The following is a 21,996-nucleotide window of genomic DNA, read 5'->3' on the forward strand; positions in this document are numbered from 1 at the left end:
TGATAATACAGGAGAGAAACTTCTACGTTTTTAATTGACAGTGGGGGTCATATCAGCGCTTTGGTGGCAGGTACTCCGTCGTGATGTCAGTGCCTTTAGTTAGCTCTGTCGCTAGTGCATAGGTTACAGGTGTACTCGTTAGAATATCTTCTGCATTCACGTTCAGTGACATCACAGAACCAGCCATTAACACACTACCAAGCACACCTACTTGAGCCGCTGTTTTTACTGAACTAGCGATACGTTTTACTGAGCTAGTGATACGATTCATTAAACAAGTCATGATTACTCCTTTCTTACAATTCGGTATAACGTTGCTGCTAGGAAAAACGTTGCAGAAACGATGATGATTGAAGCACCTGACGGTACTGGCAATTTAAGTTCCATTGGTAATACCGTACCAACCAGACAAGCAATGGTCGCAAGCAGAGCTGATAACAGCACAAAGCTACCCATGCGTTTAGTTAGTAGTCGAGCCGTCGCACCTGGAATCAATAACAAAGCGCCTACCAAAACTGCACCCACGATCTTCACGGCAGCAATCGTGACTAACGTAATCATCATGACAAACAGGTAGTCGTAGAAACTGGTGTTGTAACCGCGAACCTTCGCAATATCAGGACTGATACAGGTAAGCAGGATACGGTTGAATGTCGGTATCAAAAGCAAAATGATGATCGCGCAACTGCCTGCGAGAATCGCTAAGTCTTGGTCCGTTACCGTAAGGATCGAACCAAACAGTACGTTCTCAAGCATGTGAATATTGATCTTACGAGCCACGTACATCAGTAACGCTGCACCCACTGCCAATGCCAGCGCAAGGAACACACCAACCAAGGTATCGTATGGAACGTTGGTTCTATTTCTTACAAAATGAAGAAGCAGAGCGAAGATCATACAGAAGCTAAACAGACCAATGATTGGGTTTTCTGGTGGCTCACCAAGCAAAACACCAATTGCAATACCAGTTAACGCGGCGTGACCAACGGCTTCTGAGAAGAAAGCCAGACGCTTGGCAATCACCAAAGTACCCAGACCACCTAATAGAGGACCAAGTAGTAACGCTGCAACCAAAGCGTTTACCATGAAGGCATACATGAAGCTTTCTGATAACAGACCCGCTTCAACACCACTAATGGCAAGTTGTCGTAACCAATCCATTACGCAACCTCCTTCGATTCAGTCATTACTGAGCCACTACTGTAGTGTTGGAATAGGCTTTCGATCTTCGTTGGATGCAGTACTTGCTCATGTGGGCCACTATCCACTAAGAATCGGTTAACGACATGTACGTTCGCTTCAAGTCGACGAACTGCCGTGACATCGTGGTGTACCGCAAGAATCGTACGACCTTCATTAACACATTCACGAATCAGCGATTCCAGATAACGCACGCCCTGCTCGTCCATACCGGTCGTAGGTTCATCCAACACCAATAGACTTGGGTTATCCAATAACGCTTGAGCAAACAACACGCGTTGCTGCTCACCACCCGATAACTGTCCCATGCGGCGGTCGCTGCGTGTCGCCATGCCAACGCGGTCTAACTGGGCAAGAGCAAGATCCAATTGCTTAGATTTACGGCGCCAAAACAATGGGATTCGCGTTTGATTAAGCAATACGAAGTCCATTACCGTCAAAGGTAAGCTCGATTCGAAAGTCGCTTTTTGGGGAACGTAACCAATACTGGGCTTTTCTGGCCAGTGGATATTGATTTGACCAGAGAAAGGCGTAAGTCCAAGTACAGATCGCAACAAAGAAGTTTTGCCTCCACCGTTTGGTCCCATAATCACATGACACTCACCCGCTTTAAGTTCTAGTGAGATATCATCAAGAATCACGTTGTTATCGTATTGCAGGCCGAGTTTATTAATTGAGATTGATGGACCTAGCATTATGCGTTCCCGCTTTTAACTTGGTTCGCCGCCGCAAATTTCATTGCTTCGATTAACGTTTCTAGGTTTTTCTTCATCTCAACTTCCACTTTATCGTCTTCATATTCGCCGTGCGTCATGTGAGAAAAACGGTAAAGCTGAACGCCTGTTTCAGCTTCAATGGTGTCAACAAAACGGTTTGGCATATTTAGCTCGTAGAACAGAACATCAATACCCGATGCGCGGATCTTTTCGATCGTCTCTTGCAGTTGACTAGCACTTGGCTCAACACCGTGTGCAGGTTCAATCACCGCCGCCACATCCACACCAAACTCTTGGAGGATGTAGCCATACGCATTGTGTGTTGTCGCTACTTTCATGCCAGATGTGTCTAGCTCACCTAATGACAACATCGCATCACGCTTCATAAAACGAAATTGCTTGGCGTATTTGCGCGCGTTCTTGCGATAGAACGCAGCATTGTCTGGGTCGAGCTTAGAAACTTCACTTGCGATGGTGTAAACCTTTTGAATCGTGGTCGATAGGCCAACAAAAGTATGCGGGTTCACGGCACCTTGACCAACAGACTGGCCTAATGCGGGAAGTAGAGGCACTTCTTTGTTTGCTTCGATCACCACTAAATCATCACGTTGCGCGGCTGAAATCACTTTAAGCGCGAAGTCGTCGTGACCAATGCCGTTTACTACGATTGCGTCCATCTGGCTCAATCGTTTCAGGTCGTTCGGTTGTGGCAGGTAGTTATGTGGGTTGAAACCAGCGTCAACTAAAGGAAGAATGTTCACTTTGTCGCCTACTACGGCTTTCACATAGCTGTAGTAAGGTTGAAGCGTGATACCAATCGTCAGCTTGTCGCTGTCGACCTTGTATTCTTTTGCTAATGCATTCGGTGCCATGAACACCGCTAGTAACGACATGAACAGAGTCATAATTCGCATAGTAAATCTCTTATTATTTGTGAGCATCACTTTCATGATGCAGTTCAATTTCTGATTCATTCACAACCATTTTCCAGCCGGCAGACTCAAGCATTTGTTGGTCAAAAGTATCAGGCTGTTTCGCTACACCATCGAAGGAGATCCAGATTTCTGGAGAAACGCTGTTCGCGTTTAAAATAAAAGAATCTGCAAAACCATGATCAGTTGGTGTAGCTTGTCCACTTGGTGTCGCATATTCACTTGGAGTAGAGAAATAATAACCACGCTCGTCCAATAACCAAGTATGAGAACCTTTGCGCTTCCAGCTTTGGTCTTCTACAAATGGCGCAACCCATTCATCTTTAAGTGATGCGACACTCGGCCATTCGCCGTCTGAGTCAATACGCAGGTCACGAATCTCTTCATGAGCCAAACGCAGCTCTGATAACATCGCCAAGTTTTCTTGTTCAACATCGGTCACCAAAATTTGATGATCAAGCACTGCTTTAACGTGGGATTCTGCCTGATGAAATGGGATAGCGACCGTAGCAAAGCTCAGGATGAATACAATGCTCAGCCCTACCCATTTGCCTTCTCTGCCACCCGTGTCTGCACGTACACCTTCAATCATCATTTCTCACTGATCTCAACAACGTCCACTTCAACAGGAAACTCGTGGCCTGAATCAAACACAAGATAGAACTCAGTGTCTGGGTTTGGAAACTCAACGATAGAGCGCTTATCCGTCATCTCTTTCGCAATCAAGTTGTCTTCGTAGTCGTACATCTCAACCGCGTAATCAATCGCTTTACTACCGTCTGAATAACCCGCTTCACAGGCCACGGTTTTGCCTTCAAACCAACAACTCATCAGTGGAAAGTGTGCTTGTGCAGGTAATGCAGCGAAACCAAGTCCCAGTGCTAAGCAAGGAGTCATTAATGCGTTAAGTTTTGTTTTTATTGTCATGGTTCGTACCCTAGCCACAGTGCAAATTCTCAGTAATAAACTGAGCGATAAAGGGCTCAAATGAGCCCTTAAGTTTTTGGTTGCTTAATCAGGAACCTAGCCCCGATAGCACAGATTATTGAAGCAGTGTTTCGAACGTTAGGTGAACGTTCGCGCTTGCTTTGTCTGCCAGTGGGTTGTCAATCAACTCACCTTTGTAGTTCGCTTTCATTACGTAACGACCCGCTACGTCTGGAGTAAAGGTGATCTCGCCGTTCTCATCGCTCACCACGTCAATCTGCTCTTGGTGGTTGCGGTAAAGCGTACCTTCACGAGTAATCTCCGCTTTCACATCTTTCTGGATTTCACCGTTGTAGAAGAACTGGAATGTTACAGGTTCGCCTTCAACGATGTCTGAAGGGTGAGTCACTGGCTTCATTTCAAGAAGCTTGCCTTCAATTTTGAACACTGAATCCGTTGGCTTACCTACCGTGATGTAGCTTTCTGCGCGAGTGAAACTGATTTGTGTTACCACGTCACGTGATTTTTCAGGAAGAACAGAGTCACGCTCAGCTTTGTTTGCTTTAATCCACTTCACCGTGTCACGGCGACCCGCTTTGTATTGCGTGTAGTAAGACGGCTGGTTGTTGATCGCCACTTTGTGTGTACCTTCTTCTTCAAAATAGAAATCAAAGATTGAACGACGCTTGCCACGAATCACAAAGTTAGGACGCTCGCTGCGACCATCAGGCATGATGACATGAGCATTTTCGCTGCCAGCAGGCTTATCAAAAACAAACGTACCGTGAGACGCAGTAACGTCGAACGTTAGCCAATCACCACCTTCTTTAGATACAGTGAAGTGAGATGGCAAAATCCAACGTGGGTGAGCTTGTGCCGTTGTCGTTGCTGCTAGGCCGAATGCCATCACACCCGCTAGAGCAAGTGCTTTGATTTTTGTCTGTTTCATCATGTTCAATTCCATTATTTATAATTGTTAGCCGTGTCGCTCTATCTGAGCCTGCGATGACCACTGTCTATTCTGTTCAGCTTGGTTTTAGTTCGTACTTACTAGTTACTGTTCGCACCTACTAATTTGCGATGTAGTTCAGGGCGATTACACCCGTCTCTTGCGTTGCTTTTAATTCGTAAAACGCGTTTGAATCTGTGAGTGATACTTTTTGGCGAAGGTAGTTACGGCCACCGTGTTCACGAACCACTTCAATATGAACCGTGTACTCGCCTTGTTCTAACGTTTCACCGCTGTCGCTCTTGCCATCCCAAACGAAACGGTACTGACCAGCAGGACGGGTTGCAGACGTTACAGCATCAACCAGTTCACGATCGTAACGGCCAACCTTTCTCCACCAGCTACGCAGATCCTTAAGCCATTCGTCTTTACCGACCCAAAGCTCGATGGTTTTCACGGACTTTCGTTCGCTGTTCTCTACCCATACCGCCACATAAGGACGCGCATACATAGAGGTATCGATTTTTGGAAGCTCAAAGCTGACATCAAGTTTTGCCGTATCAGGGATCACTTGTGCCATACCTAGGCTTGGCAAAAGAGATAAAGCAAGAAGCACCTGGCTCCTGTTCATTTTTTTCATGTTTAACAACCTTTTAAATCCGTTTAACCTTAAGTTCGTTTTTCAATCCGATTCATCAATCGAATCAAGCGTTAAGGCACGGCGACAAAATAGATAGCAAGTGAGATTGCAGACCCAAACACCGTCCACTTGATGGAGGTATTGAGTGTCTTTTTCTTAGGTAGCAGTAAGCACACGCCAGTCAGCACAAAGAAGATCATCAGTAGCGCGGTGATATCGATAAACCATTTCCATACTTCTCCGCTGTTACGACCTTTGTGTAGATCGTTCAACAATGCGATAACACCGTAATTAGTGGTTTCGACTTCTACAAATTCAGACGCAACGTCAACAAACACGGAAGCGTTGTAGCCTGGTCCTTTGAAGTCCATAGACACTTCACCGATGAGCAACTCACCGTCTTCAATCTCTGCGTAGATGTCCAAACCTGAAGGAACGCCGGAGAGGTTAGCTTCTTCAAACAGAAACGTTTCAAATGCTGTCTCGTCAGCTTTTAAACGGCCGTCTTGGATTGTAAATAAACTCGTAGGAAGCGTTAGCGTAGAGCGTTGAATATTGGGTTGGCTTGATTCAAATAACTCAGGTCGGTTCAGGGTGATACCTGTCACTGAGAAAAAAAGAACCACGAACAGAAGTGCCATAGAAATATAAACATGAAGTCGACGAGCCCATGACTGAACCGCCCTACTTTTTAACGACATACAAACCAATACCTATAAATTTTATGGCGACAATTTAGTTGATAATCATTCGTATTGGCATTCAATTTACATTGTTTACGTTTGCCGAGCGGCGTAAGGAAATTTACATAACATTACATCGGAAGTAATCGAACTGTATGCATATTCTTGCTAACGTGTACTAGAGGGATTTGATTCGTTCTATTAGAGGTAATCGATAACAGGGTCAAAGCTCAAAAAACCTCAATCTCAACATCCTTGACTGAGATGGGTTTAAGGTAACAGTTGTGGCTTTAAGGATAGAAAGTTGGGACTATTTGACCACTGGTTTGAGATAGCTAATTAAGCTTAAAAGGATTTGAAATGCGTATTATTGTTTTGGCTTTTGCTGCGCTAGCAACGGCGTGTACCAGTCAAGTAGCCAGCACGGAAGAACATATTCAACAATACATCGGTTCAGACATAACCGATGTACAAGAACGTTATCTCACCGAACGCTCACGCCCTATCAGTTTTTGGGCGTCTCGCAACTATGCTTGGATTGAGACGAAGAAGCCGTTAGACAATGGTTATACAGTACACGCATTCAAAAATCCTTATCGTGACTGCACCATTAATTGGGTCGCTGATACCAGTGGCGTAATTCAGAGTGCGACGTCCAGCGGCACGATGTGCGAGCCTTAATTGACGCACTGGAACGATAAAGATCAAACAGCTTTAATCGCCAAAAACTAAAAAGGGTGTCATTTGAACCATCAAATGACACCCTTTTCTCTTTGTTACTTTCTCTTGTCTTCTGTTGTGCTATTAGCAGTTAAACGTTGCCGTTATCACTCACTGTTCTTAGCTGAGTCAGATATTTAATCCAACCTTTTGCTTCAGAAGAAGGCTCAATGTTGTTCGCACGTTTCGCTTGAGCAAGAGCATTATCAAGATTCTTTAGCTTGTACCATGAACGTACTTTCGCTAAAGCAACATCAGCTTGCTTGTTCTTGTCTTTCACTTTATCCAAAACAACCAGAGCACGATCGTAGTAACCTTGCTGAACCAGTAATTGAGCCACGTTCCAATGATATTGCGTGTCTTTTTTAGACGCTAACGTCCACACTTCAATCGCATTGTCCCACTCTTTCGCTAACTGCCAGTAGGTTGCTTGCTCAGCCAGAAGTTGAACATCGCTGTTCGCATCGTCTAACTTACTAATTTCTTGCGCTGCGCGCTCTGGAATACCACGTTTAGCATAAAGCTGAGCCAGTAGTCGGCGGTCTGAGTTTTTCAGCTCAACACCTTGTAGATCCGCCAACGCTAACGTGTTCAATGCATCGCGGTTACGTTCTAGTCTTAACTGAATGCCCACAAGTTGACGCCACCAGTTGTCTTTTTCTGGCTGAAGTTCAATCAGGCTTTCCAGTGTTGGAATAGATTGCTTCCACTGCTTTAACTGTAGTTGCGCACCCAGTTTTAGAGACAGAGGCGACAGTTCTGATTTTGCATTGAACTTATCACGATTACCAATCGCTACTAGTACTTTTGACCAGTTTTCGATTTGGTATTCCGCTTGTGCAATTCGCATCCAAAGCACTTCTTTCTTTTCTGCCTCTGGTGCTGTTTTTACTAACTCGTAGTAATGTGGAAGCGCGTTTTTGAACTGCTGATCGTTTAATAACAGATCCGCAAGCATACGCTTCGTTATCCAAGCTTGTTCATCCACCAGCAAATTAGTGTCTACGGCATAAGTAAGCTGCTTAATTGCCTTATCCGTTTTGCCATCTTGCCAGTAAAACACACCCAGCATACGAGCTACGTACGCTTTGTCGTAGCCCTTAGAAAGCTCTAAACCTGCAAGTACGTCAATGGCCTGTTTAACCTGTTCATCTTGAGCAAGCTTATGCGCCTTTTGAACACGAATAGCAGTATATTGGGTTAGCTCTTGTGCCTGTGTTGTAAGGGGCATTAACAACAAGCCCACTAATATCCATATCTGTTTCATCATTTTGCCAACTTAAACTCTAGTTTCACGGTTTGACCAACCTGAGCTATCGCTTTTCCATCGACGACTTTCGGTTGATATTTCCATTTTTTAAGTGCTCTCATCGCTTCACGTTCAAACATACGACGTGGGTTTGCGTCAGTGACTTGAATATCAATTGGGCGCCCCGTTTCATCGATGGTAAAAGACATAATCACATGGCCTTCAGCTCCACGCTTAAGCGCTTTCGCTGGGTAACGAGGCTCCACTCGGTACAAAGGCATTGCTTGTTGGTTTGACCCAAAATCAGAGAATGTCGGTGCGTTAATCGCTAGGCCATCAATGGATGTATTCAAATCCAATAAAGGCAGAGAAGACATCGAATTCAGAGGCGTAACTTCAGCTTGTGACTGAGATGTTTGCGCTTCCGGTGGCGGCTCTGGCATTTCTGGTTTTTCAGGGACGGCACGTTGTCTTCTTTGAACTTCTTGTTCTTGTTCAACCATCACCATGTTGAAACTCAACGTCTCGCTATCATCTGGTGAACGTTGATGGCCATTATCGACCATCCAAGCCATGAAAGAAAATAGAGCCAGGCCCAATGCACCCGCCAGCGGTAAAGCAAGAAATAGGCGAATCATTTATGAAGATCCTCCAAGATCATCGCTTTTCAGCAGCAAGCGCAATGTTTTTAACACCCGCACCTTTAGCCGCGTCCATCACTTTAACAACCGTACCATTGTAAGCGTGTTCATCCGCTTGAATAACCAAAGAAGCATCAGGTTGCTCTAGCAACAAGTGTTCTAACGTTGCTTGGACACGTTCAACATCTACGACACGTTTGTCGATAAAGATGTCGTTAGCAGAAGTAATCGCAACAAAGATGCCCGCATCCTTTTGGCTTACTACGTTAGAAGCTTGTGGGCGATTGACTTCAACCCCTGATTCACGAACAAATGAACTGGTCACAATAAAGAAAATAAGCATGATAAATACAATATCAAGCATCGAAGTAAGGTCTATTTGAGCCTCTTCGTTTTTTGAATGACGTCGACCGAGTCTCATCGTTGACTCCTTAAAGATTTTTCTAATTTCAATTCTAAGCGGTTACACACTTTCGCTAAACGAGCATGAACAAACATGCCGGCTAATGCAGCAACCATACCCGCCATGGTTGGCAGTGTTGCCAACGAGATACCTGAAGCCATCAATTTAGGGTCACTGCTTCCTTGAGTCGCCATCACATCAAAAACAGAGATCATACCGGTGACGGTACCTAACAAACCCAACATCGGACAAATAGCGACTAACAGCTTAATAAAGTTCAAGTTTTGGTAAAGTAAGATACTCGCTTGCCCTAACCAACCTTCGCGAATGGCTTTGGCATGCCAAGAAGAGTGATCTTCTCTTTCATGCCACTTAGTAATCCAAGCTTGGCGCTGCTTTGGAAAGTAGAACGCAAGATAAAGCACACGTTCTACCACAAGCACCCAATACACTAGGACGACAGCCGCTAGCCACCACAGAACGAAACCGCCCTGCACCATAAAGCTTGATAAAGACAGCAGCCAGTCACTCGTTAACCAACTCGCTGGTAATAGAGAACCCGACAAAATATCCATTACGCAGCAGTCCCAACTGGTGAAACGACAGCTTTTGACTCAACCGTTTTTTCTGCCTGCTCGGCTACAAGACCAATACCTTGTTTCTCAAGAATATTGCGAATGTTTTCAGCCTGAGTGCTAAGAATGTTGTGTGCCAGTAGAAGAGGCATTGCTGCAACAAGACCAAGTACCGTCGTTACAAGCGCCATCGAAATACCGCCCGCCATTACTTTAGGGTCGCCATTACCAAACTGTGTGATCACTTGGAATGTTTCGATCATGCCGGTTACAGTACCTAGAAGACCTAACATTGGAGCAAGTGCCGCCAATAGCTTAAGCATAGATAGGCCTTTCTCTAGGTGAGTCTGCTCATCCACTACCGCTTCTAAAAGTCGTAGCTCTAGCGCTTCAACGGTTTGATTTTGCTCTTTGTTGTAAACTGCAAGAACACGGCCTAGAGGGTTATCACCTGCTTGTTCAGGGTTCTTAAGTTGAGCGCGAATTTTCTGATGAGCGATAGCCAAAGAAATACCACGAACCAATGCGATGATTAAGCCGATTGCAAGTAAGCCAAGAATCACTTTACCAACGACACCACCTGCTTGAAGGCGATCAGTTAGGCTTGGCGTTAGCGCTAGTTGCTCTAACATGAACCCACGAGAAGGATCGACAACCACGTTAGACACGTCGCCATTTGCTAATGTAGAAAGCGATGCCAATGTTGGACCATTCGATGGCTGTTTCAGATACGCAATCGCATCTTCACGCTGAGTGTTCCAGCTAACATAACCTTGATCTGTCACAAGACCAATCGAACCTAAACGATACGCATCAACAGTTTGTGTATTACCTTCACCATTAATGAATGCAATTTGAGACTTGCTAAGCTCAGAGCTCGCTTGAATCTGCTCAACCATGCTCATCCACAAACCAGAAAGTTGTGGCATTGATGGCAGGGATTTAGCATCGATAATTTGGTCAACGGTCGCTGTGTGCTCAGCGCGATCAACGCTGTTTACTGTTGAGCTAAGCTCTGCTCCTAGTTCTTTTGCGTTTTGACGAACGACACCGAACAACTCGCCTAAGCTACCGGTTTCTAAACGCAGCTTCTCTTCTAAGCGAGCAAGCTTGTTTTCGTTATCACTGAATGTTTGAGTCAGAACATCTGTCGCGCCTTGAATAGAGGTACGTTTCGCTTCAAGCTGTGCTTTAATCGCTTTCAGCTCTTGTTCAGTCTTTTTAAAATCGGCTTCACGAACCACATTGTGAGAAGCTTGAGTACGATTTTCTGACTTCGCTTTGTTAACCAACTGAGCCGTTGAATCAGAAGCAGAGAAAGCAGAAAAGGAAATAGACGTGATGCAAAGCAATGCTGCTAATGGCTTTAAGTTCATTACTTAACCTCCGCAACAGTTAGAGAAACAGGTAAAGTAATTAGGCTTGGTGCAGCCTGTTGGCTAGCAATGTCGTAAGCTTTATCTAACTCAGATTTCATCGAGGAATCTAACTCTTGCCATTGGTTTTGTGTTTGATTCCAAGACCAGTATTGGCTACCGTTTAGATTACGAGCAACTAATGAGATACGACCTAAATGCAATACATCAGCCTCAATCGTCCTGTCGCTGTTCAATGCTACTCGACCTTGATAAGCACCTAGCTTGATTCCGTAGTCCATCTCGATTTGGTAAGCTTCTAGAATACGACGATACTTTTCTGCATCACTCACATCAGCACGAGTCATCATTGCTTGCAGCTTTTCAACTCTTTCTAAACGCTGTTCTTTCTTGATTGGCACATCGTTATCAACTAACTGTTGAAGACCATCAATCATCTGATACATCAGAGGCACAACACCTTGACGTGTGTATTTGATTTCGTCGATCTGCCCTTCAATGCTCTGAGCTTCTCGATTCTGGCTTTCAACCAATGCAGCAAGGTGATCGTGATAGATTTCTAGATTTTTCACTTCTTCTTGCAGACGCTCAATCTCAGCTTGCAGCATTAAAGTCGCTTGCGAGCTTTTATCAATAACCTTTTGGCTTGAGGCCGACGCGTTATTGGTCTTATTTTGAATTGATTGAGCTTGATCCAAGCTGTTTGCCATCGAAGACGTTGCAACCAAACTGATGGCAAGCGCTAGGCTAGTTTTTAAAAGATTCATAATTGTAGTCATTTACTATAAGAAGAAGGTCAAATGAATTTTATTGATAAGCAGTCTCATTATCATTAAAAGTCACTCGCATTACTAGGGATATTTTTATTAAATAGCGGAATCACGAAAGGGGAAAGTCGAAACCCTCCCCTTAATATTTAAGCTATTAATAGTACCCTACTAACAAATTAGTATTTTACCTGTAAAGTCGCCATGTAGTTACGGCCTTCGCCGACAACAACGTTGCTCGTGCTACCGCCTTCAAGGTAGTCAGTATCAAACAAGTTTTCTACGTTGAAGCGTGCAACGAAATCTAGGTTTTCATCATACTTCATTGTATGTGACACACCCATGTCTACACGAGTGTAAGCATCTTTTTTGAATGTGTTAGCGCTTTCTGTGTAACGCTCACCTACATGATAAATACCCAGGTTTACATCAGTACCGTTGTTGAATGCATAAGTAGACCAAATGCTAGCCGTAAACTCAGGAACGTCAGCTGGAGTTTTGCCTTCAAGTGCAGGGTCATTTTGGTATTCAGCATCCAAGAACATAGTTGATGCACTCAAAGAGAATGCTTCAGTCATGTAGCCGGTAGCCGACAGTTCTACACCAGTATGAACTTGCTCACCAACTTGGCTTGTGCGTGTCTCTTTGCCGTTATTGTTTGCTGGATCTAGGTCTTCAGTCACTTGCATGTTCGATTGAGTGATCTGGAACAATGCTCCTGATACAAACAGACGCTCATCAAACAGTTCCCATTTAGAACCTAGCTCGTAAAGTGTGCCCTTCTTAGCATCTTGAGACTGACCAAAGTTCACGTCATCTTTATCTGTGATTTCGCCAACAGGTTCGAAACTTTCAGAGTAAACCGCGTAAATAGAACCATTAGACGCTGGTGAATAAATCACACCAAGCTTAGGAAGAATGTTGTTGTAGCTCTCTTCTTGATTAGAGCTGCTCGTCGTTTTGTCGTAAGCGAAACGCACGCCACCAAGTACTTGCCACTGTTCAGTCAGCGTTACTAAGTCTTGAACATAAAGACCGTAGTGTTGGCTTTCAGAGTGAGACACTTCATTGTCGTTCTTGTAGTTAACGTTAGAAGGCATATCAAAACCGTTACCACATGCAGCAGCTGCTTCTGCTTCTGTTGCGTTAACACATGTGTAGCCAGAATCGTATAAACGCTCGTAATCGTAATGAAGACCATTCACACCAACAAGTAGGCGGTGGTTTACACCTAGTGCATCGAAATCACCAATAAAATCTACATAAGCCGTATCAAACGTCCATTCATCGTGACGGTCTGATACTTTGTAGCCGTAACCGCCGCTCTTATCGCTATATACTGTGTTGTTTGATTCTGTACGTTGACGTTCATAGAACTGACGGCTGATGCCTGTCTTCACAGACCAAGCGTCGTTCAAGTTAGCGGTTACAGATGCACCGTAGTTTGCAACGTCGTTGTCCGTTTGAGCAAAGCGTTGGTCATTAACCGTGTTAGGGTCGATAACTTTACCAGTAGAAGTATCGATTTTAGAACCGTTGTCTAAATCGCCCTCTTCAATAGTGCGGTCGTAATGAACAGACAACATGATGTCTTCGTTGATATCGTAATCAACAAATAGACCACCAACAAAACGGTCAGTCTCTACATCGGTGCCATCAAAACGTGTGCGGTAAGAGTCTTGGTTTTCTTGTGAAACAATCAAACGAGCACGTAAAGTTTGGTCATCATTTAATGAACCGCTAACATCAGCGGTAGTACGCGTGTAGCTGTCAGAACCGATATCTTGGCTTACGTTAACTTGAGTTTCATATGTTGGCTTCTTAGAAACCATGTTCACAAGACCGCCAGGAGCAGACTTACCGTAAAGTAGACCAGCTGGGCCTTTCAATACTTCAACTCGCTCCAGAAGCTCTACCGGTTGGCGGTAATGAGACCAGTGTTGAACGCCATCACGCAGGTAACCAGAGCTACTCTCCAAATTAAAACCACGAAGCGTGAAACGCTCACGGTTAGTTGATTTAGAACCCGCACCAACAGATGCGTCGTTCTTAAGAACTTCACCTAACGTGCTAGCACGCTGTTCATCGATGATTTGCTCATCGATTACTGAAACTTGTCCCGGAGTCTCTAATTGAGTTGCCTCCATACGCATCGCTGTTGTGTTCGTGTCGGCTTTGTAACCGTAGTCACGACCTTCAACAACCATATGCTCGTCTGTTTTTACTGTTTCTGACAATACTGCTGGTGAAGCTAATACTGCGCCGATCACTAAAGCCAATGGGCTCTTTGAAAACATGTCCTTTACTCCGCTTTTATTCTTTTAGACGAGCACTTTGTTAGTTATTCGATGTGCTCGCTGAACCGTTTCCGGTACCACTGAATCATTTCGGGAGAGAATATAAGTGATAATTATTACCATTTGCATTAAATTTACATTCTTTGCATTCGTAAAGTTTTGTAAAGGCGTGGCGGAAAGGCGTTTTTATAAAGTTAAACAAACCCATTTCAATACAGATATTTAGAGAACATTTACGCTTAAAAGTGGTTGTCGCCATCCAGTTTTTTTGAAACTGCGTTATTGACCAGGTCAATTTGAGGTGTGACGATCAATAAGAAAATCATCTCTTCTTATTTACTACCTTTGAAACGACAAGTTTATGTATAAAACCCTCGATAAATGTAAAATTATAGTGAATTATATTGTTGGATTTTGTTGAATTTACACAATTATCAGTGATTCTGATCACATCTATAATTCCAAACTCATTTTTTGTTTTTCGATTTGAACAACCGACTGCTAATCTCCTGCTCACTTTGAAAAGGTATCAAAGTTATAAATAATAAGGAGTGTTCTAAATGAATACCAAGAAACCTATGTCTCTGACTGGTCGAGTAATCCTCGGTATGGTCGTAGGTATATTAACGGGATTTGCCATTCAATCCCTTTTTGCAGACAGCGGATTTGTTAACAACTACATCGTTAACGGACTCTTTGAAGTAGGCGGACAAATCTTTGTCGCCAGTTTAAAAATGCTTGTTGTGCCACTAGTCTTCGTTTCACTAGTATGCGGTACAAGTTCTCTTAAAGACTTATCAACTCTTGGCCGTATGGGGGGCAAAACGCTTGCACTTTATATCGGTACTACAGCCGTTGCTATCACTCTAGCACTTACTATCGGTAACCTGTTCCAACCTGGAGCTGGTGCGGATCTTACTGCTGCGAGCTCTTTTAAATCAGCGGATGCTCCTTCTTTAGGCCAAGTAATCATCGACATGTTCCCAACCAACCCTATTCAGGCGATGGCTGAGGGCAAAACGTTACAAGTTATCGTATTTGCAGTGTTGTTTGGTATCGCAATCAGTGCAGCCGGCAAACCAGGCGAACGTATCGCTGCCGTTTTCTCTGATTTAAACGAAGTGATCATGAAGCTAGTTGCGCTACTAATGAACCTTGCTCCTTACGGCGTGTTCTTCTTGATGGCGAAACTGTTCTCTGGCCTTGGCTTGGGCGCGATTTGGAACCTAGCAGAATACTTCTTAGTGCTTGCGGGTACCCTGCTGTTGCACGGTCTGGTGACTTACAGCGCAATGCTTAAAGGGTTCACTGGCCTTAGCCCGATTACGTTCCTACGTAAGATGGAAGATGCAATCATGTTTGCATTCTCAACAGCATCTTCAAACGCAACAATTCCAGTAACAATGGAAACAGCTAAGAACCGCATGGGCGTAGACAACAAAGTCGCTTCTTTCACAGTACCACTAGGTGCAACTGTGAACATGGACGGCACTGCAATCATGCAAGGTGTTGCGACTGCGTTTATCGCGCAAGCGTACAACATCGACCTATCTATGGGTGATTACCTAATGGTTATCCTAACGGCGACACTGGCGTCTGTTGGTACTGCAGGTGTTCCTGGTGTTGGTCTTGTTATGCTAGCGATGGTATTGAACCAAGTTGGCCTACCACTTGAAGGTATCGCTCTAATCATGGGTGTTGACCGCCTTCTTGATATGATTCGTACCGCTGTAAACATCACTGGTGATAGTGCCGTATCTATCATCGTTGCTAAGTCTGAAGGCGCTCTAGACGAGTCTCGCTTCAACGACCCAGCAGCAGGTGAGAAAGAAGAAGAAGTTAAGCTAGCTCGCCAACAGGCATAGTCTCGCTTATCTGATGCTCTTGTCTTCAAGCTCTGGCGTAATTAATGGCTACGTCTAGCTCATTCAAAGCACATAAAGAAAAGCGCCACTGCAGATGCAGTGGCGTTTTTTATTGGGCGATGTTTCTAAACTATATCTATTAGTTATATTTCTAAGCACGCTTTCAATCATAGTTACCTATGGAACACGACAGATAAAAACAGAAAGCTAATCAGCGATTGGGAACATAAGGTTCACTCTAAGCCCCCCACCGTCTCTATTCTCAGCAGTAACGTGCCCATTCATCACACCCATCGCTTCTTTAACAATCGCAAGACCTAACCCGTAGCCACCAGACTGTTTATCGCGCGCTGATTCAATTCGTGTAAACGGGTCGAATATACCCGCAATCTTGTTATCAGCAATACCCTCACCATCATCTTCTACAGATATGACACTGTAACGTTTATCTATGACCTGTTCGTATGTCGTCACGATAACATGAGCGTTCTCACCCGCGTATTTAATTGCATTGCCGACCAAGTTACCGATCACTCGAAGAAGTAGTCTCTCATCAACACTCACCATTGATGTCGGTGTCTCTAAGTCACCAATCAAAGTTTGATTCGGCTTTAAATCGTTTTGCATCTGCGCGATCAACATCGAGCAATAGTGCTCTAGGTGCATTAAGCTTAATTTAGAGTCATAGCGAGAGGTTTCTAAGCGGCTAAATTCAAGTATCTCACCCACCAGCTTGTTCATCTCTTCTGTTTCGCTTTCCATTCGTTCTAGCAAACCAATGCTTTTATCATCAACCTTGCTTCGTAGCAGGTGTAGTGCGAGGTTTTGCCTTGCTAATGGCGTTCTTAACTCGTGTGACACATCACGAATCAAACGACGCTGCTTTTCTGCCAGAGACTTGATCTCAAATGTCATATGATCAAAATCATGCGCGAGTTCGTTGAACTCGCGCGTCGTGGAGTTTAACTCCGAAACCACACTGACAGTAAAGTCACCTTGAGCAAGTCTGCGGCTAGCCTCCCTCAATCTATCCAGCGGTTGTTGCAAGCTCTTCGCCATAATAATTGAGAACAGCGATAATACGACTAGAGCAATCAAAGCTTTGATCATATAGGAGTATGGAGCAAAGGATTTAGCCGGATGGAACTGGTGCGGTAGTTGAATTACGAGCGTTCTGCCATTATTCAGAGGTAGGCCGAATATAGGCTTACTAACACGATCACTCAGTTGATGATCTAAGGTGCGCAAGTACTTCAATTTGAATTCAAAATGCGGATGCATGTTACGGTGCGTGATCGGTCGATTATCTTCATCGATAACGAACAGATAATACTGTTGAGCATTACCCCAATCCGCGAGTTCATCCATGTCTCCATCTTCGATCAACACATTCGCTTGATAAGCAAGATCCAACATTTCAGCTTTAACGGACTCAGGGACTTTTAGCAGAGCTTTCATCAACGCTCTTTCAGCGACGCCTTGAAGGATCAAGATACTGACTAAGATAACCGTGAGATAGCTAAACAATTGGAAAGTGAGCCCGTCTTTACGTTCAGCAATGAACTCCGGACAGCGTACCAACTTAGCACTCATGCTCCGACAGACTCTAGGTAACTGTAGCCTTTACCACGCACGGTTTTTATATGCTGTTTCGACAAGCCAGCCTGAACCAATTTCCGGCGTATATTGCTAATATGCATATCTAAGTTGCGGTCGAAAGGACATAACTCTTTCTTCAGGACATGTATCTGCAGATCAGACTTGGATACAACGATACCATCATTTTTGATCAGATAATCAAGTAGGTCCTTTTCAGTCCCCGTTAGAGGTAAACGGGAGAGTTGTTCACACAAGCCGTGATTAGATGAAGCAAAAGATTGCCTCTGACGCTCGAACCCAACTCGGCGCAAGATCACCTTAATTCGGGTTAAGAGTTCAGGAACATTAAAAGGTTTAGCGATGTACTGGTCGGCTCCAGCTTGATAGCCATCGAGCATTGATGCATCGTCATTAAGAGCGGTTAGCATAAGAATGGGAGTAGCAAAACGCTGACAAATACGTCTTGCTACTTGAATACCGCTTAGATTTGGAAGCATTACATCGAGTAAAACCAAATCAACAGGGTGAGACTGAATAAACTCTAAAGCCGATTCACCACAATGAACGGTATCAACGTGATACCCCTCATTTTCCAATACTTCACCCAGTAACTCACACAACTGAATATCATCATCAACAACTAAAACGCGAGACATTGCACACACCGATAAATAAGAACTGTTTGCATTCTAATTATCGTTATTATTGATTTCAATTATAAAGTGACTGATTTCCTCTATAGAAGAAAATCTTTTTCGATCGGTACAAATTTTGACGCAGAATCGATAAGATTTTGAGCGGTTAACCCCGGGACACCATACACTTCAACAGGTTTACCAAAACGCTCTTTGATTCGCTCTACAAGAATTTCAAAATCACCGTCTCCTGATACTAAAACAATCGTATCAACCGTCTCTGCAAGCTCTATCGCGTCTAACGCAATACCCACATCCCAGTCGCCTTTTGCACTACCATCTCGACGCTGAATAAACGGCTTTAACTTCACATTAAACCCCACACCACGAAGGATGTGATGAAATTGACGCTGCTTTGGGTCTTGGCTTGAGATTGCGTAAGCATTAGCTGCAACAACATTACGCCCTTCCGTGGCAACATACCAAAACTGGTTATAGTCAAAGTTAGAACGGTATTTATCCCGTGTTGTGTAGTAAACGTTCTGAACGTCGACCAAAATTGCTATGTTTTCCATAAATTCATACCTTTAGATTTTCCGTATACCCTATTCTATTCACTTATAAAATGCGAGTCGCTTTACTCAATAAAAATGAACTTGTTCCCTTCCGTTAACGTAAATCTCCGTATGTTTAGCGTAATCCTAACTATGCTTAATGTAGGTTGATTTGTGTCGTACGTTTATCGAATGGTTCTGAGCTTCACTTTCTTCTCTACGTAACTTTCAAATCATTCTCAGACTTTGAGTTTTCAAGGGAGGTTGGCCATGCTACACCGACAAATACACAAATCGTGCGTAAGCATCGACACAGCCAAAGCAGCGAAATCAATGAATTATTCAGCACGTTTTCGCGTCTGGTTTAGCTTGATTAAACTACTGACTATCAGCACAGTATTGGTCATGAGCTCAACCATTCACTCGGTACTTGCCTACCCTGCCTATTCACATTCAAAACCGTTACCGCACCGTAGCGTGATCTACTTTGCACCAAAGGAAGATTCCGTCGTCAAAGAGTTTCTCAATGAAGTGTTGATCAACAACTGTCAATTGGATGAAAGAGACGTAGTTATCATTGTCATTGCGGAGAGCGGCTACACAGTCCCTACTTGGCTTGAAGAAGAATTTAACCTAGAAGCCGTAACCGATAGCTATGGAATACCAAAAGGTTCACATACTGCTGTTTTGATAGGTAAAGACGGAAAAGAGAAGCACAGGTGGAGCGGTAAGACAGACTGGCAGAAAATCACCAATATCACCAATATCACCAATATCATCGATGAAATGCCAATGCGTCAACAAGAAATGCAGCGACAAAGCAGCCGCTGCAGTATTTGATACTTGATGAGTTCAGCAATTGTTTAAAAAGACAACTAGAAGGCCAAATGATTAAGCTTGCTTGTTAAACCAATCTAGCTTTTCATGTAGCTGAGCTACACTGCCAACGACAATAAGTGCAGGGCTCTTTGCTGTAGCAGCAAGGCTTGCCAAATCACTCAGCCCACCGCGGTAAACCTTTTGCTCTTGGCGAGTACCGTTTTCAATGATCGCTACAGGCATATCAGCTCGCATACCGTTATCCAGTAAGTTTTTCTGAATGTTTGGGCTCTCTTTTAACCCCATGTAAAACACAATTGTATGGTTGTGCTGAGCAAGAGATTGCCAGTCAATATCTTCGCCGTCTTTCTTAAGGTGACCGGTAATAAACTGAACGCTTTGCGCATGGTCACGGTGCGTCAACGGAATACCCGCATAAGCCGTTGCGCCTGCAGCAGCTGTGATGCCCGGAATCACTTCAAATCTAACGTCATTTTCAGCCAGTGTTTCACACTCTTCCCCGCCACGACCAAAGATAAATGAGTCTCCACCTTTAAGGCGTACTACATGCTTATTCTCTTGTGCTTTAGTGACCAATAGTTGGTTGATCTGATCTTGAGGTACGCAGTGATGATCGAGCTTTTTACCCACATACAGCATTTCCGCTTTTGGGTTAGCCATCGCCAAGATATCCTTTGATACCAAGCGGTCATAAACCAAAACGTCTGCTTGTTGAATCACTCGTGCCGCTTTTAACGTAAGTAAGTCTGGGTCGCCCGGACCTGCACCTACTAATGAAACAAATCCTGTGTTTCCTGTTTTAACATTCGATGGCGATACTTCTGACATGCTTTGCTCCGAAAGTTAGCTTGTTATATTTCAAGCTTAATTCTGTATGACGATTCATCATTGTATGAATCACCAATATCCCTACTTCTTAGACTATCAGTTGTTGCCATAAAACTTCACGATTAATTCTAATCAAGATAGAAGTTTATATAACAAAACAATCTATTACGCTGGAACACGCTGACTTTTGCACCATGAACAAGCACACAATGCTCATTGATGGTGCGCCCTTGATCAAGTAGAGACTGTTGAGATCAAAAAAGCCCCAAACCAACTGCTTGGGGCTTATCATTTTTCATCATTTGCTCATTAATCTAGAACAAAAGAATTACTTAGCGCCTAGAGAAGGAGCTGTTCTAGCGTGTGTTAGGAACAAAGGAACACATGTTAGGAACAAACCACCAACGATGTTACCTAGAATTGTTGGGATAAGGTTGAAGTTCAACCATGTCGCGATACCGAAATCCGCGCCTAGAATCATACCTAGTGGGAATAGGAACATGTTTACTACGGTATGCTCAAATACTAATGCGAAAAAGATGAAGATTGGGAACCACATCATTGCTACACGGCCAGCGACAGTACGTGCCGTCATGTTACCAATCACACCTAGACATACCATCAGGTTACAGAAAATACCGCGTACGAAACATGTGATCCATCCGTCCATACCCATGTTTTCAAAACCTAGGCTACGCCCTGTAGAAACTGCAATAAACTTTTGCGCAACAGCGTTTGGCTCTAGAGAAAAGTTACCCGTTAGTGAAACGGCAACTAGGAAAGCAACAATCAAAGAACCGATAAGGTTACCAAGACCAACAATACCCCAACAACGAAGGATACGGCCCCAAGTAATGCCTGGGCGGTTGTCAAATTTAGCTAAAGGCGCAAGACCAAATACACCCGTTACTAGGTCATAGCCCATTACACTTAGAATGACAAAACCAACCGGGAACACAAGAGCGCCAACAATACCGATACCTGTTTGCACGATAGTTGTGATAGCAACAACAACCGCAAGTGAAAGGATAATACCGGCCATAGTGCTTCGGATCAGAAGATCACGAGTACTCGTTTTAGTTTTAGCTTCACCTACATCGATCATAGTTTGAACGAATTCTGCCGGTTTAAAATCAGTAGACATAAGGTTGTCCTTAAAAGTTAAATTTAAAAGTTAAAATTGGATAGGAAAAGGCTCTAGTTGCCGAGTTAAGGCAATATCGAAAACTAGAACCCTTGAACTATCAAATCTTACTCATCCAAAGATTAAGCAGAGATTTCTACAGCACCTTTGGTAACACGAGCTTTGTACGCTTTCACGTTGAAGTTCTCGTCTTCCATGCACGCACCTGTTGTCAGGTTAAAGCGTTGCTTCTTAAGCGGGCTTGCCACCCAAAGCTCTTCTTTGTGCTCTACAATCAGACCACGTGATAACACGTTAGACTGGAAGTAAGGGTCGGTGTTGCTAATCGCGAATACTTCTTCAGCCTTAGTTGGGCGGAAGACTGCTACTTGCTCACCACCAACCAATGCACAAACACCTGTACCTGGGATAATATCTTCGATCTTACAAACTTTGGTAAATGCCATGATGTCGTCT

At 43.9% G+C, this 21,996-nt stretch carries 24 protein-coding genes and 1 pseudogene; 3 read left to right on the forward strand and 22 right to left on the reverse strand.

The genetic code is table 11. The features are described from left to right. Nucleotides 1-55 precede the first annotated feature (55 nt). From ACED45_RS16645 to ACED45_RS16685, 9 genes and pseudogenes are all read right to left on the reverse strand, one after another. A pseudogene (locus tag ACED45_RS16645) lies at nucleotides 56-283 on the reverse strand (ABC transporter substrate-binding protein); the annotation flags it as partial. Between the two features lie 2 nt (nucleotides 284-285). Further along, a complete protein-coding gene (locus ACED45_RS16650) occupies nucleotides 286-1,161 on the reverse strand; it encodes a metal ABC transporter permease (protein WP_371714509.1) in 876 nt (291 codons plus the stop codon). After that, nucleotides 1,161-1,895: a metal ABC transporter ATP-binding protein gene (locus ACED45_RS16655; RefSeq protein ID WP_371714510.1), complete on the reverse strand. Its 735-nt coding sequence runs from the start codon at nucleotides 1,893-1,895 to the stop codon at nucleotides 1,161-1,163. The genes ACED45_RS16650 and ACED45_RS16655 overlap by 1 nt, the downstream gene beginning before the upstream one ends. Further along, nucleotides 1,895-2,830 (reverse strand): metal ABC transporter solute-binding protein, Zn/Mn family, encoded by a 936-nt coding sequence (locus ACED45_RS16660; protein WP_371714511.1) that lies wholly within the window; start codon nucleotides 2,828-2,830, stop codon nucleotides 1,895-1,897. The genes ACED45_RS16655 and ACED45_RS16660 overlap by 1 nt, the downstream gene beginning before the upstream one ends. A 13-nt stretch (nucleotides 2,831-2,843) precedes the next feature. Next, nucleotides 2,844-3,443 (reverse strand): DUF6162 family protein, encoded by a 600-nt coding sequence (locus tag ACED45_RS16665; protein ID WP_371714512.1) that lies wholly within the window; start codon nucleotides 3,441-3,443, stop codon nucleotides 2,844-2,846. Then, nucleotides 3,440-3,775 (reverse strand): hypothetical protein, encoded by a 336-nt coding sequence (locus ACED45_RS16670; protein WP_048608222.1) that lies wholly within the window; start codon nucleotides 3,773-3,775, stop codon nucleotides 3,440-3,442. The genes ACED45_RS16665 and ACED45_RS16670 overlap by 4 nt, the downstream gene beginning before the upstream one ends. A 115-nt stretch (nucleotides 3,776-3,890) precedes the next feature. Then, nucleotides 3,891-4,727, reverse strand: a complete 837-nt coding sequence (locus ACED45_RS16675) for a DUF4198 domain-containing protein (protein WP_229647496.1) — start codon at nucleotides 4,725-4,727, stop codon at nucleotides 3,891-3,893. 118 nt (nucleotides 4,728-4,845) lie between these two features. Beyond that, entirely contained in the window at nucleotides 4,846-5,364 is a 519-nt protein-coding gene (locus ACED45_RS16680; RefSeq protein WP_371714513.1) for a DUF2271 domain-containing protein, read from the reverse strand. A gap of 71 nt (nucleotides 5,365-5,435) precedes the next feature. Further along, complete coding sequence (locus ACED45_RS16685; RefSeq protein ID WP_371714514.1) at nucleotides 5,436-6,065, reverse strand: PepSY-associated TM helix domain-containing protein; 630 nt, start codon at nucleotides 6,063-6,065, stop codon at nucleotides 5,436-5,438. 342 nt (nucleotides 6,066-6,407) lie between these two features. Between ACED45_RS16685 and ACED45_RS16690 the strand changes: the two genes are divergently transcribed. Then, the gene (locus ACED45_RS16690) at nucleotides 6,408-6,728 is read left to right on the forward strand and encodes a hypothetical protein (protein WP_285954463.1); all 321 of its coding nucleotides are present in this window, start codon (nucleotides 6,408-6,410) and stop codon (nucleotides 6,726-6,728) included. 130 nt (nucleotides 6,729-6,858) lie between these two features. On the opposite strand, the gene ACED45_RS16695 is transcribed toward ACED45_RS16690, so the two are convergent. From ACED45_RS16695 to ACED45_RS16725, 7 genes are all read right to left on the reverse strand, one after another. Beyond that, entirely contained in the window at nucleotides 6,859-8,037 is a 1,179-nt protein-coding gene (locus ACED45_RS16695; RefSeq protein WP_371714515.1) for a tetratricopeptide repeat protein, read from the reverse strand. Beyond that, entirely contained in the window at nucleotides 8,034-8,654 is a 621-nt protein-coding gene (locus ACED45_RS16700) for an energy transducer TonB (RefSeq protein WP_371714516.1), read from the reverse strand. The genes ACED45_RS16695 and ACED45_RS16700 overlap by 4 nt, the downstream gene beginning before the upstream one ends. Nucleotides 8,655-8,673: 19 nt before the next feature. Further along, the gene (locus ACED45_RS16705) at nucleotides 8,674-9,078 is read right to left on the reverse strand and encodes an ExbD/TolR family protein (protein ID WP_004731145.1); all 405 of its coding nucleotides are present in this window, start codon (nucleotides 9,076-9,078) and stop codon (nucleotides 8,674-8,676) included. Then, a complete protein-coding gene (locus ACED45_RS16710; protein ID WP_371714517.1) occupies nucleotides 9,075-9,635 on the reverse strand; it encodes a MotA/TolQ/ExbB proton channel family protein in 561 nt (186 codons plus the stop codon). Before ACED45_RS16710 ends, ACED45_RS16705 begins: the two co-directional genes overlap by 4 nt. Continuing rightward, nucleotides 9,635-11,011 carry a MotA/TolQ/ExbB proton channel family protein gene (locus ACED45_RS16715; RefSeq protein WP_210445655.1) on the reverse strand — a complete coding sequence of 459 codons (1,377 nt, stop codon included), beginning with the start codon at nucleotides 11,009-11,011 and terminating at the stop codon, nucleotides 9,635-9,637. The genes ACED45_RS16710 and ACED45_RS16715 overlap by 1 nt, the downstream gene beginning before the upstream one ends. After that, the gene (locus ACED45_RS16720) at nucleotides 11,011-11,778 is read right to left on the reverse strand and encodes a DUF3450 domain-containing protein (protein WP_048660114.1); all 768 of its coding nucleotides are present in this window, start codon (nucleotides 11,776-11,778) and stop codon (nucleotides 11,011-11,013) included. Before ACED45_RS16720 ends, ACED45_RS16715 begins: the two co-directional genes overlap by 1 nt. A 179-nt stretch (nucleotides 11,779-11,957) precedes the next feature. Further along, entirely contained in the window at nucleotides 11,958-14,075 is a 2,118-nt protein-coding gene (locus tag ACED45_RS16725; protein ID WP_371714518.1) for a TonB-dependent siderophore receptor, read from the reverse strand. A gap of 560 nt (nucleotides 14,076-14,635) precedes the next feature. On the opposite strand from ACED45_RS16725, the gene ACED45_RS16730 reads away from it, so the two are divergent. Further along, nucleotides 14,636-15,940, forward strand: coding sequence for a dicarboxylate/amino acid:cation symporter (locus ACED45_RS16730; protein WP_048660112.1), 1,305 nt, complete (start codon nucleotides 14,636-14,638; stop codon nucleotides 15,938-15,940). Nucleotides 15,941-16,147: 207 nt separating this feature from the next. Here ACED45_RS16730 and ACED45_RS16735 read toward each other — a convergent pair whose 3' ends face one another. From ACED45_RS16735 to ACED45_RS16745, 3 genes are all read right to left on the reverse strand, one after another. Further along, nucleotides 16,148-17,533, reverse strand: coding sequence for a histidine kinase sensor domain-containing protein (locus tag ACED45_RS16735; RefSeq protein ID WP_371714519.1), 1,386 nt, complete (start codon nucleotides 17,531-17,533; stop codon nucleotides 16,148-16,150). Further along, complete coding sequence (locus tag ACED45_RS16740) at nucleotides 17,530-18,195, reverse strand: response regulator transcription factor (RefSeq protein ID WP_060981260.1); 666 nt, start codon at nucleotides 18,193-18,195, stop codon at nucleotides 17,530-17,532. Before ACED45_RS16740 ends, ACED45_RS16735 begins: the two co-directional genes overlap by 4 nt. A gap of 80 nt (nucleotides 18,196-18,275) precedes the next feature. Further along, nucleotides 18,276-18,749 carry a LabA-like NYN domain-containing protein gene (locus tag ACED45_RS16745; RefSeq protein WP_004731130.1) on the reverse strand — a complete coding sequence of 158 codons (474 nt, stop codon included), beginning with the start codon at nucleotides 18,747-18,749 and terminating at the stop codon, nucleotides 18,276-18,278. A gap of 249 nt (nucleotides 18,750-18,998) precedes the next feature. On the opposite strand from ACED45_RS16745, the gene ACED45_RS16750 reads away from it, so the two are divergent. Further along, on the forward strand, nucleotides 18,999-19,568 hold the full coding sequence (locus tag ACED45_RS16750) for a DUF4174 domain-containing protein (RefSeq protein ID WP_371714520.1): 570 nt from the start codon (nucleotides 18,999-19,001) through the stop codon (nucleotides 19,566-19,568). A 51-nt stretch (nucleotides 19,569-19,619) separates the two neighbouring features. Here ACED45_RS16750 and cobA read toward each other — a convergent pair whose 3' ends face one another. The 3 genes from cobA to nirD all read right to left on the reverse strand — a co-directional run bounded on the left by cobA (nucleotide 19,620) and on the right by nirD (nucleotide 21,986). Next, the gene (gene cobA, locus ACED45_RS16755; protein ID WP_107899106.1) at nucleotides 19,620-20,396 is read right to left on the reverse strand and encodes a uroporphyrinogen-III C-methyltransferase; all 777 of its coding nucleotides are present in this window, start codon (nucleotides 20,394-20,396) and stop codon (nucleotides 19,620-19,622) included. Between the two features lie 328 nt (nucleotides 20,397-20,724). Beyond that, on the reverse strand, nucleotides 20,725-21,540 hold the full coding sequence (locus tag ACED45_RS16760; protein WP_061016882.1) for a formate/nitrite transporter family protein: 816 nt from the start codon (nucleotides 21,538-21,540) through the stop codon (nucleotides 20,725-20,727). 122 nt (nucleotides 21,541-21,662) lie between these two features. After that, complete coding sequence (nirD, locus tag ACED45_RS16765; RefSeq protein ID WP_017066844.1) at nucleotides 21,663-21,986, reverse strand: nitrite reductase small subunit NirD; 324 nt, start codon at nucleotides 21,984-21,986, stop codon at nucleotides 21,663-21,665. Nucleotides 21,987-21,996 lie beyond the last annotated feature (10 nt).

The organism is Vibrio crassostreae, from assembly GCF_041439375.1.
GTDB classification, from domain to species: Bacteria; Pseudomonadota; Gammaproteobacteria; order Enterobacterales; family Vibrionaceae; genus Vibrio; species Vibrio crassostreae_D.